17 protein-coding genes and 1 riboswitch are annotated in these 19,117 nt (G+C 68.9%); of the genes, 10 read left to right on the top strand and 7 right to left on the bottom strand.

Features of this window, described 5'->3' with window-relative positions:
* Nucleotides 1–128: 128 nt before the first annotated feature.
* The 3 genes from ACIOJD_RS20010 (at nucleotide 129) to ACIOJD_RS20000 (ending at nucleotide 4,618) form a co-directional block, all read left to right on the top strand.
* A complete protein-coding gene (locus ACIOJD_RS20010; RefSeq protein WP_401915224.1) occupies nucleotides 129–2,213 on the top strand; it encodes an APC family permease in 2,085 nt (694 codons plus the stop codon).
* Nucleotides 2,214–2,333: 120 nt separating this feature from the next.
* Complete coding sequence (locus ACIOJD_RS20005) at nucleotides 2,334–3,662, top strand: class I SAM-dependent RNA methyltransferase (protein ID WP_401915221.1); 1,329 nt, start codon at nucleotides 2,334–2,336, stop codon at nucleotides 3,660–3,662.
* A 440-nt stretch (nucleotides 3,663–4,102) separates the two neighbouring features.
* The gene (locus ACIOJD_RS20000; protein WP_401915219.1) at nucleotides 4,103–4,618 is read left to right on the top strand and encodes an alpha/beta fold hydrolase; all 516 of its coding nucleotides are present in this window, start codon (nucleotides 4,103–4,105) and stop codon (nucleotides 4,616–4,618) included.
* A gap of 30 nt (nucleotides 4,619–4,648) precedes the next feature.
* Here ACIOJD_RS20000 and ACIOJD_RS19995 read toward each other — a convergent pair whose 3' ends face one another.
* Complete coding sequence (locus tag ACIOJD_RS19995; RefSeq protein WP_401915216.1) at nucleotides 4,649–5,275, bottom strand: isochorismatase family protein; 627 nt, start codon at nucleotides 5,273–5,275, stop codon at nucleotides 4,649–4,651.
* Between the two features lie 223 nt (nucleotides 5,276–5,498).
* Between ACIOJD_RS19995 and ACIOJD_RS19990 the strand changes: the two genes are divergently transcribed.
* Nucleotides 5,499–6,002 (top strand): MarR family winged helix-turn-helix transcriptional regulator, encoded by a 504-nt coding sequence (locus tag ACIOJD_RS19990; protein ID WP_401915214.1) that lies wholly within the window; start codon nucleotides 5,499–5,501, stop codon nucleotides 6,000–6,002.
* 137 nt (nucleotides 6,003–6,139) lie between these two features.
* Here the strand turns inward: ACIOJD_RS19990 and ACIOJD_RS19985 are convergent, their stop codons facing one another.
* The 4 genes from ACIOJD_RS19985 to ACIOJD_RS19970 all read right to left on the bottom strand — a co-directional run bounded on the left by ACIOJD_RS19985 (nucleotide 6,140) and on the right by ACIOJD_RS19970 (nucleotide 10,639).
* The gene (locus ACIOJD_RS19985) at nucleotides 6,140–8,110 is read right to left on the bottom strand and encodes a potassium transporter Kup (RefSeq protein ID WP_401915211.1); all 1,971 of its coding nucleotides are present in this window, start codon (nucleotides 8,108–8,110) and stop codon (nucleotides 6,140–6,142) included.
* A gap of 164 nt (nucleotides 8,111–8,274) precedes the next feature.
* Nucleotides 8,275–9,609 carry a diaminopimelate decarboxylase gene (gene lysA / locus ACIOJD_RS19980; RefSeq protein WP_401915209.1) on the bottom strand — a complete coding sequence of 445 codons (1,335 nt, stop codon included), beginning with the start codon at nucleotides 9,607–9,609 and terminating at the stop codon, nucleotides 8,275–8,277.
* A gap of 38 nt (nucleotides 9,610–9,647) precedes the next feature.
* The gene (locus ACIOJD_RS19975; protein ID WP_401915206.1) at nucleotides 9,648–9,983 is read right to left on the bottom strand and encodes an SAV_915 family protein; all 336 of its coding nucleotides are present in this window, start codon (nucleotides 9,981–9,983) and stop codon (nucleotides 9,648–9,650) included.
* A 161-nt stretch (nucleotides 9,984–10,144) separates the two neighbouring features.
* A complete protein-coding gene (locus ACIOJD_RS19970) occupies nucleotides 10,145–10,639 on the bottom strand; it encodes a DUF6328 family protein (protein WP_401915204.1) in 495 nt (164 codons plus the stop codon).
* A 456-nt stretch (nucleotides 10,640–11,095) separates the two neighbouring features.
* On the opposite strand from ACIOJD_RS19970, the gene ACIOJD_RS19965 reads away from it, so the two are divergent.
* The 5 genes from ACIOJD_RS19965 to ACIOJD_RS19945 all read left to right on the top strand — a co-directional run bounded on the left by ACIOJD_RS19965 (nucleotide 11,096) and on the right by ACIOJD_RS19945 (nucleotide 15,827).
* A complete protein-coding gene (locus ACIOJD_RS19965; protein ID WP_401915201.1) occupies nucleotides 11,096–12,226 on the top strand; it encodes a DUF4185 domain-containing protein in 1,131 nt (376 codons plus the stop codon).
* Between the two features lie 364 nt (nucleotides 12,227–12,590).
* Nucleotides 12,591–13,064 carry a CAP domain-containing protein gene (locus ACIOJD_RS19960; RefSeq protein ID WP_401915198.1) on the top strand — a complete coding sequence of 158 codons (474 nt, stop codon included), beginning with the start codon at nucleotides 12,591–12,593 and terminating at the stop codon, nucleotides 13,062–13,064.
* 301 nt (nucleotides 13,065–13,365) lie between these two features.
* Nucleotides 13,366–13,767: a hypothetical protein gene (locus ACIOJD_RS19955; RefSeq protein ID WP_401915195.1), complete on the top strand. Its 402-nt coding sequence runs from the start codon at nucleotides 13,366–13,368 to the stop codon at nucleotides 13,765–13,767.
* 105 nt (nucleotides 13,768–13,872) lie between these two features.
* Nucleotides 13,873–14,184: a hypothetical protein gene (locus ACIOJD_RS19950; protein ID WP_401915192.1), complete on the top strand. Its 312-nt coding sequence runs from the start codon at nucleotides 13,873–13,875 to the stop codon at nucleotides 14,182–14,184.
* 705 nt (nucleotides 14,185–14,889) lie between these two features.
* Nucleotides 14,890–15,076: riboswitch (cyclic di-AMP (ydaO/yuaA leader) on the top strand.
* A gap of 4 nt (nucleotides 15,077–15,080) precedes the next feature.
* Entirely contained in the window at nucleotides 15,081–15,827 is a 747-nt protein-coding gene (locus ACIOJD_RS19945) for a transglycosylase SLT domain-containing protein (protein WP_401915189.1), read from the top strand.
* A 132-nt stretch (nucleotides 15,828–15,959) separates the two neighbouring features.
* On the opposite strand, the gene ACIOJD_RS19940 is transcribed toward ACIOJD_RS19945, so the two are convergent.
* Together ACIOJD_RS19940 and ACIOJD_RS19935 are read right to left on the bottom strand one after the other, a co-directional pair.
* A complete protein-coding gene (locus ACIOJD_RS19940; protein WP_401915187.1) occupies nucleotides 15,960–17,375 on the bottom strand; it encodes an amino acid permease in 1,416 nt (471 codons plus the stop codon).
* Between the two features lie 181 nt (nucleotides 17,376–17,556).
* Complete coding sequence (locus tag ACIOJD_RS19935; protein WP_401915184.1) at nucleotides 17,557–18,189, bottom strand: TIGR00730 family Rossman fold protein; 633 nt, start codon at nucleotides 18,187–18,189, stop codon at nucleotides 17,557–17,559.
* Nucleotides 18,190–18,645: 456 nt separating this feature from the next.
* Here ACIOJD_RS19935 and ACIOJD_RS19930 point away from each other — a divergent pair, with 456 nt between their 5' ends.
* Entirely contained in the window at nucleotides 18,646–19,104 is a 459-nt protein-coding gene (locus ACIOJD_RS19930) for a pyridoxamine 5'-phosphate oxidase family protein (protein ID WP_401915181.1), read from the top strand.
* Nucleotides 19,105–19,117 lie beyond the last annotated feature (13 nt).

The raw sequence follows: 19,117 nt of genomic DNA, 5'->3' as shown, positions 1-19,117 counted from the left end.
ACGGCGTTCCCCTGGGTCGAGCTTATGCGGCACCACCGACGATGCCGTCATCCCCGTGCGCGTACGTCTCCGGGACGGAGGGGGTGGTGGTCGCACCGGGGGAAGTTCGAGCGCATACCATCCTCTCCGTGTCCAAACTGACCGACGTGCCCAAACGGATCCTGATCGGGCGGGCGCTGCGCAGCGACAAGCTGGGGGAAACACTCCTCCCCAAACGCATCGCCCTCCCCGTCTTCGCCTCCGACCCGCTGTCCTCGGTGGCGTACGCCCCGGGAGAAGTCCTCCTGGTGCTGTCCATCGCGGGTGTGTCGGCCTACCACTTCAGCCCGTGGATCGCGCTGGCCGTCGTGGTCCTGATGTTCACCGTCGTCGCTTCCTATCGGCAGAACGTGCACGCCTACCCGAGCGGCGGCGGCGACTACGAGGTGGCGACCACCAACCTCGGCCCCCGGGCCGGTCTCGTCGTCGCCAGCGCGCTGCTGGTCGACTACGTCCTGACCGTGGCCGTGTCGATCGCCTCCGGGGTGGAGAACCTCGGCTCCGCGATCCCCTTCGTCGTGGAGAACAAGATCCTCTGCGCCGTCGGGATAATCCTGCTGCTGACGGTGATGAATCTGCGCGGCGTACGGGAGTCGGGAAAGCTCTTCGCGATCCCCACGTACGTCTTCGTCGGCGGAGTGTTCCTCATGATCGCCTGGGGCGCGTTCCGGGGCCTGGTGCTCGGTGACTCCATGCACGCGCCGACCTCCGACTTCCAGATCAAGCCGGAGCACCAGGGGCTGGCCGGCTTCGCGCTGGTCTTCCTGCTGCTACGGGCGTTCTCCTCCGGCTGCGCCGCGCTGACCGGCGTCGAGGCGATCAGCAACGGCGTACCCGCCTTCCGTAAACCGAAGAGCAAGAACGCGGCGTCGACACTCGCCCTGATGGGCGCCCTCGCCGTCACGATGTTCTGCGGCATCATCGGCCTGGCCATGGCCACCGACGTGAAGATGGCGGAGTCCCCGGCCACGGACCTGATCCACAACGGTTCCCCGGTCGGCTCGGACTACGTCCAGAACCCGGTGATCTCACAGGTCGCGGCCGCCGTCTTCGGTGAGGGAACGTTCTTCTTCGTCCTCCTCGCGGCGGCCACCGCGCTGGTGCTGTTCCTCGCCGCCAACACCGCGTACAACGGTTTTCCGCTGCTCGGCTCGATCCTCGCCCAGGACCGCTACCTGCCGCGCCAGCTGCACACCCGCGGCGACCGGCTGGCCTTCTCCAACGGCATCGTGCTGCTGGCCGGCGCCGCCGCGCTGCTGATCGTCATCTACGGTGCCGACTCCACGCGGCTGATCCAGCTCTACATCGTCGGTGTCTTCGTCTCCTTCACGCTCAGCCAGACGGGCATGGTCCGGCACTGGAACCGTCATCTGAGGACCGAGCGCGATGCGGGCAAGCGCCGCCACATGATGCGCTCCCGGGCCATCAACACCTTCGGTGCCTTCTTCACGGGTCTGGTGCTGATCGTGGTCCTGGCCACCAAGTTCACCCACGGCGCCTGGGTCGCGCTCCTGGGCATGGTGATCTTCTACGGGACGATGACCGCCATCCGTAAGCACTACGACCGCGTCGCCGCGGAGATCGCCGCGGCGGAGGAACCGTCCGAGGACAATGTCCGGCCCTCCCGCGTGCACTCCATCGTGCTGGTCTCCAAGGTCCACAAGCCCACGCTGCGCGCGCTCGCGTACGCCAAACTGATGCGCTCGGACACCCTGGAGGCGCTCAGCATCAGCGTCGACCCGGCCGAGACGAAGGTGCTGAGGGAGGAGTGGGAGCGGCGCGGCATCAACGTGCCGCTGAAGATCCTCGACTCGCCGTACCGCGAGATCACCCGGCCGGTCATCGAGTACGTACGCGGCCTGCGCAGCGAGAGCCCGCGCGACGCGGTGAGCATCTACATCCCGGAGTACGTGGTCGGCCGCTGGTACGAGCACCTCCTGCACAACCAGAGCGCCCTGCGGCTCAAGGGAAGACTGCTCTTCACCCCGGGGGTGATGGTGACCTCCGTGCCGTACCAGCTGGAGTCCTCCGAGCTGGCGAAGAAGCGGGCGAAGCGCAGGGCGGTGTACAACGCGCCGGGCTCGGTCAGGCGCGGTCCCGTGGATACGAGGCCGAAGGATCCCGGTCGCAGCGGTCCTTCCGGAGGTTCCGGCGGCTCCGGTGGCAAGGGCTGACCGCCGACCCCGCCCCGGCCCCCGTGCGACATTCGTTGTGGCGGGCGGACGGGTGAGACGCACGTAGACTGGTGGGCTGCCGTCCCGCCGTACCCTTTGATCCATTGGAGCCACCCCCTCATGCAAACAGAACCCCAGGCTTCGCTGATCGGGGAGGAGTACGAGGTCGAGGTGGGCCCCGTCGCACACGGGGGCCACTGTGTCGCCCGTACCGACGAGGGCCGGGTGCTCTTCGTACGGCACGCGCTGCCCGGCGAGAAGGTCCGTGCCCGGGTGACGGAGGGCGAGGAGGACTCCCGCTTTCTCCGCGCCGACGCGGTGGAGATCATCGACGCGTCCAAGGACCGGGTCGAGGCCCCCTGCAAGTACGCGGGCCCCGGCCGGTGCGGCGGCTGCGACTGGCAGCACGCCAAGCCCGGCGCCCAGCGGCGCTTCAAGGGCGAGGTCATCACCGAGCAGCTGAGCCGCCTCGCGGACCTCACCCCCGAGCAGGCCGGCTGGGACGGCACCGTCATGCCCGCGCCCGGCGACAAGCTGCCCGCGGGAGAGGTGCCGGCCTGGCGCTCGCGAGTCCAGTACGCGATCGACGAGAACGGGCGCGCCGGACTGCGCAAGCACCGCTCGCACGACGTCGAGCCGGTCGACCACTGCATGATCGCCGCGGAGGGCGTCAACGAACTGGGCGTCGAGCGGCGGGAGTGGCCGCAGATGGCCTCGGTGGAGGCGATCGCCTCATCGGGCTCCGGCGACCGCCAGGTGGTCCTCACCCCGAAGCCGGGAGGCCGGCTGCCACTGGTGGAGCTGGACAAGCCGGTGTCGGTACTGCGGGTGGAGGAGCACGACGGGGGTGTGCACCGCGTCCACGGCCGCGCCTTCGTCCGCGAGCGCGCCGACGGCCGCACGTACCGCGTCGGCATGGGCGGCTTCTGGCAGGTGCACCCGCAGGCTCCTCAGCTGCTGGTCCAGGCCGTGATGCAGGGCCTCATGCCGAGGAAGGGCGACATGGCACTGGATCTGTACTGCGGAGTGGGCCTGTTCGCCGGGGCGATCGCCGAGCGCGTGGGCGAGAACGGCGCGGTGCTGGGCATCGAGTCCGGCAAGCGCGCCGCCGAGGACGCCCGCCACAACCTCCAGGACCTGCCCCGGGTCCGTATCGAACAGGGCAAGGTCGACCAGGTGCTGCCACGCACCGGCATCACCGAGACGGACCTCATCGTCCTGGACCCGCCGCGCGCGGGCGCCGGCAAGCAGACGGTCAAACACCTCTCGGGCCTGGGCGCCCGCAGGATCGCCTACGTCGCCTGCGACCCAGCGGCGCTCGCCCGCGACCTGGCGTACTTCCGGGAGGGCGGCTACAAGCCGCGCACGCTGCGGGCCTTCGACTTCTTCCCGATGACGCACCATGTGGAGTGTGTTGCCATCCTGGAGCCGGTCAAGAAGGACGCCTGACCTGCGCTTTTGTCGATGCGCATGGTGTGCGGTTTGGGCGTTGCGGGCGATATCCTGACGCTGAGATGACGATGTCGTACCTGGCCGCTGGAGGCCGAGGAGCTGTTCGCCGAGCGGTACCCGCAGATGGTCAATACCGGCCTGCCGGCCCCCGACGTGGAGGCGGTGCGCGTGGCGACCACCGACATGTGGGCGGACGAGCCCGGGGGTTGGGTGCACGAGTGGCCGGGACTCGCGGCGCGGTACGCCACGGCCGGATCTCGTGATCTTTCAGCGCTCGCCTACGGATGGGCGCGCTTCCCGACCCTGGCCGACGAGGCCAAGCGGGCCGCTCTCGCCCGCCAGACCGAGCAGTACCTGCTCGCTGCGCCCGGGTTCGGAGTGCCCTTCGCAGGGACGTTCTGGACCTGCCCTACCGGGGCGCCCTCACGCAGGTGCCGGTGCATGTCTTCACCCCGCCCGCTGCCGCGGGGAAGGGGCCGGTGCTGCTGGTCAGCGGCGGCGTCGACAGCTGGAAGATGGACATGCACGGCCTTCTGGTGACGCTCTGCTCGCACGTCGGCCTGCCGGTCGTCGCCTTCGACATCCCCGGGACGGGCGACTCGCAGGTGCCGATGAGCCCGGATGGCGCGGAGATCGCGCGCGGCCTGATCGCTCACGCACGAACCCTGGGCAACGGCATCGTCGCGCACGTGGGCATCTCGATGGGCGGCCACTACTCCGCCCGCTCCGGGCTGGCCGGTGAGGCGGATGCGGCCATCGTGCTGGGCGCGGCGGGGGGCCCTGTAGGGCGAGTCGGTCCGCTCTCCGGTCCCGACTCGCCCAGTGCGGCGAATGTGTGCACCGGCCGAGGGAGTCCACGGCCGTCGTACGTCACTTGCAAGGAGAGTGCGTGGGTCGCTACGGACGGCACGGTGTGTACCAGCTGTCGGCGGCCGGGGGGATGCCTCTCCTGAGGATGCCCCCGGCCCGGCGGGCGCTGGGCGTTATGCCTGGTGGGCCGCGGACATCTGGCCGACCAGAACGGCGAACGGCATGTCGAGGGCGGCGTAGAGGGCGCCCGAGTCGGGGGCGGCATTGTCCGCCAGGGCCTCGACCATGAGGGTGGCGTAGTCGGAGACGATGACACCTGCCTGCTGCATGCGGAGTAGACCGGCCTCCCGCTTGGCCTGGCTGAAGGTGCCGGAGGCGTCCAGGGTGACGTAGGCGTCGTACCCGGCGCCCGTGGCGGAGATCGCGGGTAGAGCCGCGCAGACCTCGAGCGACACCCCGGCGAAGATCAGTTTCCGTCGACCGGTGGCCTCGATGGCTTTACGGACCCGGTCGTCGTGCCAGGCGTTGACGGTGCTGCGGTCGATGATCTTCTGTCCGGCCGGCAGCGCCTGGACCAGTTCGGGAGTGGTCGGCCCCCACAGGCTGTCGGCCGCAGTGGTGGTGACGACCAATGGAATGTCCAACACGGCCGCCGCTCGGGCCAGCGCCACCACGTTGTGCTTCAGGTCGCCGACCGGGATGTCCCGGACGCCGGAGAGGAGGCCCACCTGATGGTCGACCAGCACGACGGCGGCGTTCTCCCGGGTGATCGGCTCATGGAACTTGCTGCGCTCGTTCATCTTCCGCTCCTTCGAGAATGGCATCCTGGGACACAGGCCAGTTGGTCACTAATCTTGATAGTCAATATCGGTGACTACTTTTAGGCTAGACCCCTGCTGCCCGGAGCGCAAGCGTCAGCCGCGAGGAGTCACCGCACACCAGGGGCGATGCCCGGCCACTCGGGCAGCGCTAAAATTGCCGGCCGGAGCAGAGCGGCAGGCATGCGCGGAGACTGGAGGGGTGTTGACCGGACGTCAGGCCAAGGAACCGGATCTCGGCGTACTCGCCGCCCAGGTCCTCTTCTCCGTCCAGCGCGAGTTGTTCACCATGCTCGCCGAGCAGGGCTTCGATGACATCCAGCCCCGCGCCGGCGCCGTCCTCGCCCATCTGCGGTCCGACGGCATCCGTGCGAGCGAACTCGCCCGCACCTCCGGACAACACAAGCAGGTCATCGGCACCCTCATCGACGACCTCGAACGCCTGGGCTATGTCGAACGCAAACCCGACCCCGCGGACCGCCGGGCCAAACTCGTCCACCCCACCGAACGCGGCCTGCTCCAGATGGAGGCCGCCGCCTCCAACATGCGAACGATCGAGGAACGCCACGCGAAGGCGCTGGGCAGACAGGAGTACAACGCCTTCAAGGCCGCTCTCCGCCAGGTGGCGGCACTCCAGTACGAGGTCGAGCACGGCGGCCAAGGCGGCGCCGTTACGCAACCAGGTCGCGGCCCGACCCACCCTCGGTGACGGCGCAGCGTCCTGGTCGTGTCTCTGGACGTGGTCCAGGGCCCTGTGGCCGTGTCCTGGTCGGCCTCATTCCCAACGCCATCCTCGGCCCGCGCGGCCGTCGTCCGGCTCGTACCCGTCCCTCCCGTTTGGCACGCCTACACATCGATGTGCGAGCCCATGATGACCGTGCGGTCGCGGGGCAGGCTGAAGTACTCGGCGGCGTCAGCCGTGATGTAGGAGGTGGCGATGAACAGCCGCTTGCGCCAGGGCGCCATCGTCGGGGCCTTCCCGCGGCGGAGTTCGATCTTCGACAGGAAGTAGGACGCCTGGTCGACTTGCAGCGGTCCTTCGGATTCGGCGGGGTCGAGCATGGCCAGTGTGCCGGGCACGTCCGGTGTCTCCATGTAGCCGAACCGGGCGGTGACGTGGATGATCCCGTCGTCGGCGTATCCGAGGTCGTCGACGACGATCCGCTGTTCGGCCGGGACGCGGGGCACGGGCTCGGTCCGGATGGACAGGATCACGACCTGGTCGTGTCGCACGTGGTTGTGCTCGACGTTGGCCCGCATGGCCAGGGGCGCGGTTTCCTTGCCCCGGTTCAGGAAGACGGCCGTGCCGGGCGCCCGGAGCGTCGGCTCCTGTCCCGTACGGAGGTGGTCGATGAACTCGGGCAGCGGACCTTCCTGGCGCGCTCGTTCCGCGGTGACGAGTTCGCGGCCGCGCTGCCAGGTCGTCATGACCGTGAACGCGGTGAGGCCGATCAGCAGCGGCAGCCACGCGCCGTGGACGAGCTTGGTGAGGTTGGCCGCCACGAACAGCAGGTCCACGATGAGGAGCGAGCCCGCGCCGATGGCGAGCAGCCACCGGGGCGTACCCCACTTGGCACGGGCGACATGGAAGAAGAGCAAGGTGGTGATGGTGATGGTGCCGGTGACCGCCATGCCGAACGCGTAGGCCAGCGCCGCGGAGCTGCGGAAGGCGAAGACCAGGGTGAGTACCGAGAACATCAGGAGCCAGTTGATCCAGGGGACGTAGATCTGGCCGATGGTGGATTCGGAGGTGTGCGCGATGCGCAGCCTCGGCAGGTAGCCCAGCTGGGCCGCCTGGGAGGCGACGGAGTACGCGCCGGTGATCACCGCCTGGGAGGCGATCACGGTCGCCGCCGTCGCCAGTACGACCATCGGCCAGCGTCCCCAGTCGGGCACGAGCAGGAAGAACGGGCTGCTGATGTTGTCGGGATCGTCGAGGATCAGCGCGCCCTGGCCCAGGTAGCTCAGGACGCAGGCGGGCAGTACGAGGAACAGCCAGCCTCGGGTGATCGACCGGCGGCCGAAGTGCCCCATGTCGGCGTACAGCGCCTCGGCGCCGGTGACCGCGAGCACGATCGCGGCCAGGGCGAAGAAGGCGGTGCCCCAATGACCGAACAGGAAGCCCAGGGCGTACGTCGGTGACAGCGCCCTGAGAATGTCCGGGTGGCCGGCGATGCCGACGACGCCGCACGCGCCGATGGCCACGAACCAGAGGATCATGACCGGCCCGAACACCCGGCCCACTGCCGCGGTTCCCCGGCGCTGTACCAGGAACAGCGCCACGATGATCAGCGCAGTGATCGGCACGACCGCGCTGTCCAGCGACGGTTCGACGACCTTGAGTCCTTCGACCGCGGACAGCACCGAGATCGCCGGGGTGATCATGCTGTCACCGAAGAACAGCGACGCGCCGAAAATGCCGAGCGCGGCAAGTACGACGGTGGCCCGGCGCCCACGCTGTGAACTCCACCGCCGCAGCAGGGTGATCAGCGCCATGATGCCGCCCTCACCGTCGTTGTCGGCGCGCATCGCCAGCAGTACGTAGGTGACCGTGACGATGATCATCACGGACCAGAACACCAGCGACACCACCCCGTACACATTGTCCGTGGTGACCGGGACGGGGTGCGGGTCGCGCGGGTTGAACACCGTCTGGAGGGTGTAGATCGGGCTGGTTCCGATGTCGCCGAAGACCACGCCGAGAGCACCGATGACCACTGCGAGGCGTACCGTGTCGTGCGCGCTCGCCGGACGGGCCCGCGGTGCCTGCGAGGCGGATCCGTCATCCGACGCGGTTCCCCGTCGGCGGTCGGCCATGGTGTTCCTCCTCCGTACTGTCCGCCGAGCCGCGGACCAGGGCATCGGGGCGGACGATACCGATCCCCTTCCGCAACGATCGGCAGGGGAGTCTCTTCGTCCCGAGTGGCGTCCCTGCCGATGTGGCCTTCGACGGGGACCGGGGGCGGCCCGCTCCCGCGCCGCTAAACGCCGACGTCGCGCCGCCGGAAGTCGTCCTGAGTCTCGCGGCGCACCAGCAGGCGCGCCGCGCCCTCGTGCACGGCGATGACGGGCGGTCGGCCGACCAGGTTGTAGGCGGAGGCCATGGACAACTGGTAGGCGCCCGCCATCGGCACGGCGAGCAGGTCGCCGGCGTGGACGTCGTCCGGCAGCAGGACATCGTTCGCGAGAACGTCGCCCGCCTCGCAGTGCCGGCCCACCACCGTGGCCGTGACCGGCTCGGCGGTCGAGGGGCGGCCGATCAGGCGCGGCGCGTAGCGGGCGCCGTACAGTGCGGGCCTCGGGTTGTCGCTCATGCCGCCGTCGACGGCCACGAACATCGTCGTCCCCGTGTGCTTGACGGCGAGTACGCGGTACAGCGTCACCCCTGCCGGGGCAGCGACGGCCCGCCCGGGTTCGACGGTGAGTCTCGGCACGGGCAGCCCCGCCGCCGCGCAGCTCGCGGAGAGTTCCCCGCCCATGCGGCGTGCGAGGGTGGTCAGGTCCAGAGACGGCTCCCCCGGCCGGTAGGCGACGCCGTGCCCGCCGCCCATGTCGAGTTCGGTGAACGTCACGTCGTGGGTGTCCTTGATACGGGCCATCAGCCCGACCATCCGGCGCGTGGCGACCAGGTACGGCTCGACATCGGTGATCTGGGAGCCGATGTGGCAGTGCAGGCCCGTCAGTTCGAGCCGCGACTGGCCAAGGACCTGGGCGATGGCACGCTGGGCGGACCCGTCGGTGGGTGACAGGCCGAACTTCTGGTCGTCCGTTCCGGTACGGATCTTCTGGTGACCGCCGGCGGACACCCCGGGCACCACCCGGACCATGACCTTCTGCCGCTCTCCAGGGTCGACCAGCGCGGCGATCCGGGCGATTTCCGAGGGGCTGTCCACGACGATCCGCCCGACCCCGAGCCGCAGTGCCGTTTCGATGTCGCGCGGAGACTTCGCATTGCCGTGCAGAACCATCCGTGCCGGCGGGAACCCGGCGGTGACGGCGAGTTCGAGCTCACCGGCGGAACAGACGTCGAGTCCCAGGCCCTCCTCCTCGATCCACCGCGCCATCGCCCGGGACAGGAACGCCTTGGCCGCATAGAGCACATCGGCGTCGGGGAAGGCGGCCCGGTACGTCCGGCACCGCGCCCGCACCTCCTCCTCGTCCAGGACATACGCGGGGGTGTCGAACCGGTCGGCGATGTCGGCGAGCGAGACTCCGCCGACGCTCAGGTGCCCGTGCGGGAGACGGGCGGTGGAGGCGGGCCAGACGGACAGATCGTCCGGTCCGGCCAAGAACTCGGTGAGAACGGGAGCGGACATGGAGGTACCTCCTCGCGAAGCGGGAATCGAAGCACGGGTCACAGGGAGCGGACAGGCTCTTCGGCTGTGTGTACCGGCTCCGTACTGACTGCCGCAGCCGAGAAGACCGGGTCGACGACGAGTCGGCTGACACCGAGAGGCGACGTGAGAGAGCGCAGGAGGGACTCGGCGAGCCTGATCGAGGGCTGCCCGGCGCCGAGCGTCGCGGCCAGCAGGTCCTGGCTGGTGAAACCGACGGCGGCGCGCTCGCCCAGCGCGGTGCGGAACATCCGCAGGGCTCGGCCCGCCGCTTCCGGCCGGACGGGTACGTACAGCAGCCCGGCCGGAACCTGTTCTTCGGGGTCGGGGTCGTCGTCGTACTGGAACATGCACATGGGTTGCCTCCAAAGGCAGTCACGATCGGCCGTCGCACGGCGGACGACGTCGAAGCTATGCCCGCCCCGCACGCAGCGCCCTGTCACCTGACGCGACCTTGACGGCTGTTGACCAGCCCATACGGAACGCTGACGTCCGACACCCCAGGGCGGGCGGCGGTTCATCGGGCTGGGCGGCGTAGTGCCCTCGGGAGGATGAACCACAGGCCGGTGAACATGACGAGTGTGATGGCCGTGACCGCGAGAGCGGCGGTCCGGCCGAGGACGACGTCCATGAGCAGGAGAACGGCGCCGTTGAGCGCGAGGGCGAGGAAGACCAGACCGATTTCGGCGAACTGAGCGGACAGGGCGACGATCTGGACCTTGGCGCCCCGGTGGAACAGACCACGGTGCAGTGCGACGGGAGTCGCGAGCACGGCCGAGGCAACCACTGTGAGCAGCAGCGTCACCACGTACGTGGTCCGTTCGAAGGTGTCGAGATGCGGGAATCGGCTGGTGAAGGCCACGCCGAGGAGAAAAGCGAAGACGATCTGCACACCGGTCTGTACGACTCTCAGTTCTTGCAGGAGTTCGATCAGGTTGCGGTCAGCCCGCTCGGCGGGTGTCTCCCCGCCAAGTGGAGGCAGATCGGGACCAATCGGTGGGATATGCGCCATGAGGCTCATTGTTCTCCGGCCGTCCGGTCGCATCGCGCGGCGCACCGCGGCGTGTCCGACCCCACGAACGGGGGCCGGCTCCGGGGCCCGCCGCCAGTGCCGCTGGACTGAGCACTGGTGAAGGAGGTGCCCAAGGGTGTGGAAACACCGCATCACCCAGCACGGCACTGACCCCCCGTAGCACCAGGGCGACGACAGGACTCCTACCGCGAGATGATCGACCGCCGGGAGTCAGGCGACACCGTGAGGCACGGGATCGGGTGCGGCGTCGCCGCGCTCTGCGCGGTACTGATGATTCCCGCGGCTTCGCGGTTGGATCCGTCCACGCCCTGGGGCACGAGGGCCGCCGGGCCCTGCCCGCGGTGCGGTGGGACGACGAACCCGCACACCAGACACCCCCACCACACCGAACACGCCGAACACACTGAACACACTGAAAACACCGGAGGTTGATCCATGTCCCTTCCCTATCGGTCGAGCCGACGCTCCGTACTCAAGTCCGGCATGGGACTCACACTCGCCGGAGCCGGTCTGTCGGCTGCCACGCCCGCCGTTGCGGCCGGGCAGCGCGCCACGCCGCTGTGCGACCAGCCCGGTGACTCGGCGAGTCAGCAGGGCCTGGGCTCCAGCGATCTCGGCATCCCGTACTACCGCGAGCACGACGGCAGTTGGGGCTACGTCTTCGGCGACTCATGGACGGGGATGCGGCAGAGCGGCGACTGCATCGGCTCCCCGGCGATGCTGAACCAGGCGAACTTCGATGCTTCCGGCGCGACACCGATCTCGTTCACCTGGGCGCAGCCGGCCGGCGGCCGGGCAGGCCAGCTGTTCGACTACCGGCACGACACGGACAACGGCCATGGCTTCGAGGTGAGCCGCATTCCCAACGACTGCATCGAGTTCGGCGGCCGCACGTACATCCAGTACACGTCCGTGGCCACCTGGGGACCGCCGGCCGGCCATGACGGTTCGCTGATGTCCGGTGTCGCCTACTCCGACGACCACGGGGTGACCTGGACGGACCACGACCACCACTGGGCCGGCGACACCCAGGGGGCGAACCAGTCCCTGTACGGCATGTGGTCGTTCGCGGGCATCGACCCCGACGGCTGGCTCTACATCTTCACCAAGCGCTGGAACGGCACCCACAAGAACACGGCCGACGGCGGAGCCATCCAGCTGTTCCGGATCAAGCCCGCCGACTTCCGCGACGGCAACTTCGGTGCCCAGCAGAACTGGACCCATCTCGGAGGTTCCTGGCAGTGGACCACCGCGGCGGCGCCGTCGGTGATCCTGACCGGGCACAACACCGGCGAGTTCTCCGTCAAACGGATCGGCGGCACCTACTGCATGAGCTACTTCGACGTCGACATGGGCGCGATCTGCACCCGCACCGCTCCCCGCCCCGACGCCGGGTGGAGCATCCCGATCCCGCGGATCACCGCCTTGACGGTGCCCAACCTCTACGGCGGCTACATCCACCCGGGCAGCGCGAGCGCGATCTCGCTGACCCTGCTCGTGTCGCAGTGGAACGGGACGCTGGGGCAGCCTTACCGGGTGCTGCAGTTCGACGGCATCAAGGCGTGAGGGGCGCCACCGAGGAGGCGGGCGTCGAGGTGCGCCATGCCGCTGTACCGGGACCTGATGACCGCGTACGGACCGCATGCACCGGGGACCGTCCAGGTGCGGTACGCGCTCGCACGTCTCCGCCTGCGCTCTCGCGTACTACCGGCAGCGGCCGGGCCGCGACGCGCACGTGACCGACCGTACGTGTCGTGGAGTGGACCGGTGAGTCGTTTCCCCGAAGAGGGAAGAGTCGGCTGAGAGTGATGTAGGAATAGCCGACGGACGGCCATCTGATGACGCCGTCTGCGACGGCCGCGCCGAACACACCGCCCATGTGCCAACGATGTGCGGGCCGTCGTGCCCTGCCATGCTGGGAGGAGAATCAATGTCGGATCCCCGATACCTGACGGCGGTCCTGGTCGGCGCGGTCGCGTCCACCACGCTGCTGGCCGTGCCCGCCTCGGCCTCCACCGCCTCGTCGATGCGGGCGGCCGTGATCAGACTGACCAACGTCGAACGGGCCAAAGTCGGCTGCCCGCCACTGAGGAGCAGCACCGCACTCAACAGGGCCGCCCAGCGCCACTCGTCCGACATGGCGGAGCATGACTTCATCGAGCACACCGGCTCCAACGGCAGCACGTTGACGCACAGGGCCGAGGCGGCCGGCTACACCGGCTGGAAGACGCTGGCCGAGAACGTCGTCGGCGGCCCGGAAACCGCCGCCGAAGCGGTCGATTCCTGGATGGACTCTCCTGGCCACAGGGCGAACATCCTCAACTGTTCGCTCAAGCACGTGGGCGTCGGCTACGTGAAGACGTCCGGCATCTACTGGACCCAGGACTTCGGCGATCTGAACTGATGCCCCGCGCCCTCCGGACGGCACGGGTTGGGAGACGACAGGCAGGAAGCCCATCCGGGCCGGAAGGTGCCAGGACGGCGACATGCGGGCCACCCTCAAGGTGCTGCGCCGGGAGGGAGAGGGCGGAGATGAGGGCTTCCGGCCGGTGCCTGGGCTGTCGGACCTGCCCGCTCTGATCCGGACGGCCGAGGCGGCGGGTGTACGTGTCGACCTCTCGTCCCGGTATGCCGAGGAAACCCGGACGGTGTCGCGCTGTCCGCGTACCGGATTGTCCAGGAGGCGCTGACCAACGTCATCAAGCATGCCGCGCCGAGTCGCTGCCGCCGAAGACCGCACTGTGCTGGTCTCCAGCCACCTGATGACCGAGATGTCCAAGGTCGCGGACCACCTGGTCGTCATCCACAGGGGTCGTCTCCTCGCGGACACCGGCATGCCGGACTTCATTCGACGTCATGGACGGACGTATGTACGCGTATGGGCCTCGAACCCTCAACTGCTCGGCCAGGAAATGGAACGCAACCGAGCCTCGCTGGTGTCCGCGCCGGACGGCAGCCTGGAGGTCGGCGGCCTGCCCGCGGCCGAGATCAGCAGACTGGCCACTGCCAACGGAGTCCTGCTCGACGAACTGAGTACCCATACGGAATCCCTTGAGGACACCTTCCTCGAACTCATCGGCAAGGGAGCGAGGAACACCCGTGTCTGAGACAGTCGCGGCCATCCGGGCCGAGTTCACCAAGCTGCGAGGCGTCCGCGGCACGTACACCGCACTGCTGCTGTTCGTCCCCTTCAGCGTCCCCGATCGCGCCCCGTGATGCGGGTCTCGCTGGTCGCCGTGCCCCGGCGCGGCCGCCTCCACGCGGCGAAAATGGCCGTCACCGCCGGCGCCGCCGCGACCGTCGCGGTCCCTGTCACCGTCGTCGGCTGCCTGGTCACCCAGCTCGCTCTCGGGCCCCACCGCTCCCCGATCGACGCGAGCGGTGGGGCCCGAGCTCTGATCGGGGCGGTCGTCCACCTGACACTGATGAGCCTGTTCGCGGCCGGCCGATGCTGGGGGAGCGCGGTTTCGGCAACGACGGAGCCGGCGGTCGATTCGCCTTCGGCGACGACGAGTTCGGTGTGAGCTTCGATTACACCGCCAACCGCGTGATCGGCCACGGCGATTCCCGTGCGAACCGCCTTGTCGCGGCTGTGCGCGACTGCCTGGCAGGCTGACACCCGCGAGCAGGCGGCGCACCGCCCCACGGCATTCGGGGCGGGGGCATCGAATTCGAGCGGTTCTCGGGTAAAAGGAAGTGCCGTAAAGGTTTCTGACTCCCGATCGTCGGGTTCAGTCGCAGCCGAGCGTGATTTCCTTGGGTGGGAGATCATAATTCTGAACGAGATGGCGACAGGCAGTCAGAAATGCAGCCGTCGCTGACCCATTGATGCCGCCGATGGTGAACCCGGACAGGAAGTCGCCCGGCGGGGGCGTGGAGACGGGCCGGGGAGAGGTGGTGCTGCCGCTCGGCAGGGCGAAGACTTCAGGCGCCAATATGGGCGATTTGCTCGTGTTCTACTTTAAGTCTTGTTTGGTGGATTGGCGTAACTTGATGCTCTCTGTTCGGTGTTGTGGCGCCCGTGATCACCTTGTCTGGTGATTCGCGTCACGCCCGGTGATGTGGTGCGGTTCCTGTCCGCCCGTCCACTTCGTCCACAGGGAAGGAGAGTTGAGTTTCCTGGCGTCGAATGAGGGAGCGGGATTTTCCCCTCCGGATTCCCTTATGGAGTGGCGCTGTGAATTCAGGACTTGTTTCGCCCGGACGTTCTCGTCTAGTTTCACGTCACTCCGGGTGGAACGCCGAATCCTGCCGCTGTCCGGAAACCACACCCACTCACCTACGGCAGGAGCGGGGAACCCAAGTAAGTCGCCGATCCGATACCGGACCGGCTAGGGGTGAAGTCGCATTCCCACCGCGGCCGGGCATCTCCCGCCCGAACCCGACAGCTCACCTCGCAGGCGACGGAGAGGAATTCGTCATGCCCGCAAAGGCCAAGCACCGTCGTCCCAGAATCAGCCCGCTCGCCCGAGGCCTCGTCGCCGTCGGTGCGGGTGGCGCCGTACTCGCCCTGCCGCTGGTGGCCGCGACCTCCGCGAGCGCCGCGCCGTCGGCCGGCCAGGTCGCCGCCGAAGCGGCTCCCGCGCCCGCCGCCGTCAAGGCCAAGGCGTCGACCTACTCCGTGGTCGCCGGTGATTCCCTTTCCAAGATCGCGCACGCTCACTCCGTGAGCGGCGGCTGGAAGAAGCTGTACCAGGACAACCGGAAGGCCGTCGGCGGCGACCCGTCGCTGCTCCACCCCGGCACCGAGCTGAAGCTCGGCGAGAAGGCCAAGGCCGCGACCGGCGCCACGCAGGCGAAGTCCGATACGAGCGGCACTGTCGTCCAGGCGGCGGCGAAGACGTACTCCGACAATCTGGACGGCTGGATCAGGGAGTCGCTGGACGTCATGGCCGCCCACGGCATTCCGGGCACCTACGAGGGCATCCACCGCAACATCATCCGTGAGTCCGCGGGCGACCCGGCGGCCATCAACAACTGGGACTCCAACGCCGTGGCCGGCACCCCGTCCAAGGGGCTCCTACAGGTCATCGACCCGACGTTCCAGGCCTACCACGTGCCCGGTACGTCGACCGACAGCTACGACCCGGTCGCCAACATCACGGCCGCGTGCAACTACGCCGCCGACAAGTACGGCTCGATCGACAACGTGAACGGCCCCTACTGACATTCGTCAGGACGCCGACAGGCAGGCGGCCCCGGCCGGAGCGGTGACCCGCGCCGGCCGGGGCCCGCGTGCTGACCGGGGCCCGCGTGCTGGTGGAGAGCGACAGGGCCGGGGAGTGGTCGGCGTCCGGGTTCACCCGCGGCGTGCGCGCAGCTCCCGCAGGCCCGCCGCCGTCAGTACGAGCGCCGCCGCACCCAGGGACCACAGCAGCTGCGGACGCGCCGTGTCGTCGGTCAGCATCAGCCCGAACAGGACCGCCATGGCGACCAGAGCCGCGATGGTCAGGCCAGGGAAGAGCCACATCTTGAGGATCAGGCGCTCCGGTGCCTCCTCCTCGATGCGCCGCCGCAGGCGCAGTTGCGACGCGGCGATCAGTGCCCATACGAAGAGGAGCACCGCGCCGACCGAGTTGAGCATGTAGAGGAAGACCGTGTCGGGCCACTTCAGATTGAGCAGCACGGAGACGAAGCCGAACGCCACGGAGGCCAGGACCGCCCGGCGCGGCACGCCTCCCTCGCTCACCTTCCGCAGCGAGCCCGGCGCCTCACCCCGCTCGGCGAGCGAGAAGACCATCCGGGACGACCCGTAGAGGTTGGCGTTGAGCGCCGAGAGCAGGGCCACGAACACCACGATGTTCATGATCTGCCCGGCGGACGGGACGCCGATCGCGTCGAGGACGGTGACGTACGGACTCAGCCCCGCCTTCTGTGCCGTCCACGGCAGCGCGGTGACGATGACCAGCATCGAACCGACGTAGAAGAACAGGATCCGGAACACCGAGCTGCGCACCGCCCTGGCCACCGAGCGGACCGGGTCGTCGGACTCGGCCGCCGCGATCGTGACGACCTCCAGGCCGCCGAAGGCGAAGACGACGGCGAGGACACCGGAGACGACGCCCTGCCAGCCGCCCGGCAGGAAGCCTCCCTGTCCGGTGAGGTTCGTGAAGCCGACGGGGTCGGTGTCGGGCAGGATGCCGAGGATCGCGAGCAGCCCGAGGACCAGGAACGCGACGATCGCGAAGACCTTCAGGGCGGCGAACCAGAACTCGAACTCGCCGAAGTTCTTCACGGCGGCGAGGTTCGTGCCGGTGAAGAGCAGCATGAAGAGCAGTACCCACGCCCACTGGGGTACGGACGGCAGCCAGCCGTTCGCGATCTGAGCCGCGCCGGTCGCCTCCACGGCGAGTACGACGACCAGCAGGAACCAGTACAGCCAGCCCACGCTGAACCCGGCCCACCGGCCCAGGGCCCGCTCCGCGTGTACGGAGAAGGACCCCGACGCCGGCATCGCGGCCGACATCTCGCCCAGCATCCGCATCACACACATCGCGAGCACGCCCGCGATCAGGTAGGAGACGACGATGCCGGGCCCGGCGACCGCGATCCCGGCCCCTGATCCGACGAAGAGTCCGGCTCCGATGACCCCGCCGAGCCCGAGCATGGTCAGATGCCGCTGCTTGAGCCCGCCGGAGAGCGGTTCGTCAGGTGTCCCCGTGTCCGGCCCCGATCCGGTCGTGGCCGACGGGGTGGACGGGAGGTGGTTGGCCATGTTCGGTCAGGCTGCTTTCGGGGGCTCGCGAGGCTGGCGGGAGCGTCCAGTGTCTCCGGGCCGCGGCCCCGCAGGCAAAACAGTTCGGTCTGTCGTCGGCCCGTGTGACGGGCGTCACCCGGGTCCGGCTCCAAGGCCGATCGCGGTCACCTCGCGCGGTCCGGGACCGTACGTGGCGGTGTCACGTCACGGGCGCGGCCGGTGGGAGCGCCGTCGGGGCCACTGCCGGGGCCATCGGGGCGACCGGCGGGAGTGACGGTTCGACGAGTCGGTCCAGGGCCTCCTCGACGCCGGAAGCGACCTGGATCACGACGCGCTCCTCCGGGCTGATGAAGGCGTCGGAGACCATGTTGTCCAGAAGCGTCAGCAACGGGTCGAAGAAGCCTCCCTGGTTGACCAGGACAAGCGGCTTGTGATGGATGCCGAGTTGGTTCCAGGTCGCCACCTCCAGCAGCTCGTCGAGGGTGCCGAAGCCGCCCGGGAGTACGGCGAACCCGGCCGCCAGGCGGTACATCAGCGCCTTGCGTTCGTGCATCGTCTCCACGACGATCACCTCGGTCCGCGACTCGTCGGGCTGTTCGCGTTCGTAAAGATGCCGCGGGATCACCCCGGTGACCGGGGCCCCGGCGTCCAGTGCGGCGTCCGCGACGGCGCCCATGATGCCGACCCCTCCGGCGCCGTAGACCAGTCCCGTACCGCGTCGCGCCAGTGCCCCGCCGAACTCGGTGGCGAGCCGCAGATGCTGGGGGCTGGCGCCGGGGCGGGCGCCGCAGAACACACCGACTCGTTCCACGCGAGCTGCTGGCACGGACATGTCTGTCTCCGTCTCTCCGGGTCTCTCTGTCGGCAGGGTCTCCACGGGCCTCGTCCGGGACGGCCGCCCGCCCCGGGGCTCCGGCCGTGCAACCCGGCCCGATCGAGGCGGCCCTGAAGGAAGATCTCGATGTGGGCCACGCAAAGTATCCGACTGGCTACCTTAGGCGATGAGCGCTTCTGGTGCCCTCTGCTCTCGGAGTCGGATATTTCCACTACAGATGCATTCGTAGTATTAAACCCCCAAATGGATTACTTTCGGGGTCATCTGGCGTAGGCAGGGGCATACCGGTACCGCGAGACGTTTGATGCGGAGCTCGGCGGGTGCATGCGACCCGCCCGCGGCGCGGCGGCCGGGTGGGTCGCCGCCCCGGTTCCGCTGGTCTCCCTTACCGCCGGGGCTGTTGGGGCCTACCGGTCCGGATCGAGATGTGGAGGCTGTTCGATGGTGCCCGTCATGCAAGGTGACGAACGCGAGCGGTTCCTGGCCGACATCCATGTCGGCGTCCTGGGTGTCACCGACACCCGTGGAACCAGCGCGCCGTTGCTCGTACCTGTCTGGTACCGGTACGAGCCCGGCAAGGACGTCGTGGTGCAGACCAGCCGTAAGTCGGTCAAGGCCCGACTGCTGCGCGGGGCCGGGCGGTTCAGTCTCTGTGTGCAGGACGAGACCGCCCCCTACCGGTACGTCAGCGTGGAGGGTCCGGTCGTCTCTGTCGCCGACCCGGCCGACGCGGTGGAGCGCGAGGCCATGGCCCATCGCTATCTCGCCGACGGCGAGGCACGCGACTACCTGGTGGCGACCCACGAACAACTCGTGGACGACATCACTTTCCGGATGCGCCCGGAGCGCTGGCGGACCGCGAACTTCGCCGCGTTCGCCGCAGAGTTCGCCGGTGCCGACGGCAACCGCTGACCCGTCCACGACA

The organism is Streptomyces sp. NPDC088116, from assembly GCF_044741745.1.
Taxonomy (GTDB): Bacteria; Actinomycetota; Actinomycetes; order Streptomycetales; family Streptomycetaceae; genus Streptomyces.
This window is presented reverse-complemented; position numbering and strand designations above follow the sequence as displayed.

Coding starts and splice junctions, on each gene's coding strand:
- ACIOJD_RS19985 (WP_401915211.1), bottom strand. CDS start 8,110: ATGGCCGACCGCCGACGGGGAACCGCGTCGGATGACGGATCCGCCTCG.
- ACIOJD_RS19940 (WP_401915187.1), bottom strand. CDS start 17,375: ATGGCCAACCACCTCCCGTCCACCCCGTCGGCCACGACCGGATCGGGG.
- ACIOJD_RS19930 (WP_401915181.1), top strand. CDS start 18,646: ATGCAAGGTGACGAACGCGAGCGGTTCCTGGCCGACATCCATGTCGGC.
- ACIOJD_RS19945 (WP_401915189.1), top strand. CDS start 15,081: ATGCCCGCAAAGGCCAAGCACCGTCGTCCCAGAATCAGCCCGCTCGCC.
- ACIOJD_RS19960 (WP_401915198.1), top strand. CDS start 12,591: ATGTCGGATCCCCGATACCTGACGGCGGTCCTGGTCGGCGCGGTCGCG.
- ACIOJD_RS19935 (WP_401915184.1), bottom strand. CDS start 18,189: ATGTCCGTGCCAGCAGCTCGCGTGGAACGAGTCGGTGTGTTCTGCGGC.
- ACIOJD_RS19970 (WP_401915204.1), bottom strand. CDS start 10,639: ATGGCGCATATCCCACCGATTGGTCCCGATCTGCCTCCACTTGGCGGG.
- lysA (WP_401915209.1), bottom strand. CDS start 9,609: ATGTCCGCTCCCGTTCTCACCGAGTTCTTGGCCGGACCGGACGATCTG.
- ACIOJD_RS19955 (WP_401915195.1), top strand. CDS start 13,366: ATGCCGCGCCGAGTCGCTGCCGCCGAAGACCGCACTGTGCTGGTCTCC.
- ACIOJD_RS20005 (WP_401915221.1), top strand. CDS start 2,334: ATGCAAACAGAACCCCAGGCTTCGCTGATCGGGGAGGAGTACGAGGTC.
- ACIOJD_RS19975 (WP_401915206.1), bottom strand. CDS start 9,983: ATGTGCATGTTCCAGTACGACGACGACCCCGACCCCGAAGAACAGGTT.
- ACIOJD_RS19995 (WP_401915216.1), bottom strand. CDS start 5,275: ATGAACGAGCGCAGCAAGTTCCATGAGCCGATCACCCGGGAGAACGCC.
- ACIOJD_RS19965 (WP_401915201.1), top strand. CDS start 11,096: ATGTCCCTTCCCTATCGGTCGAGCCGACGCTCCGTACTCAAGTCCGGC.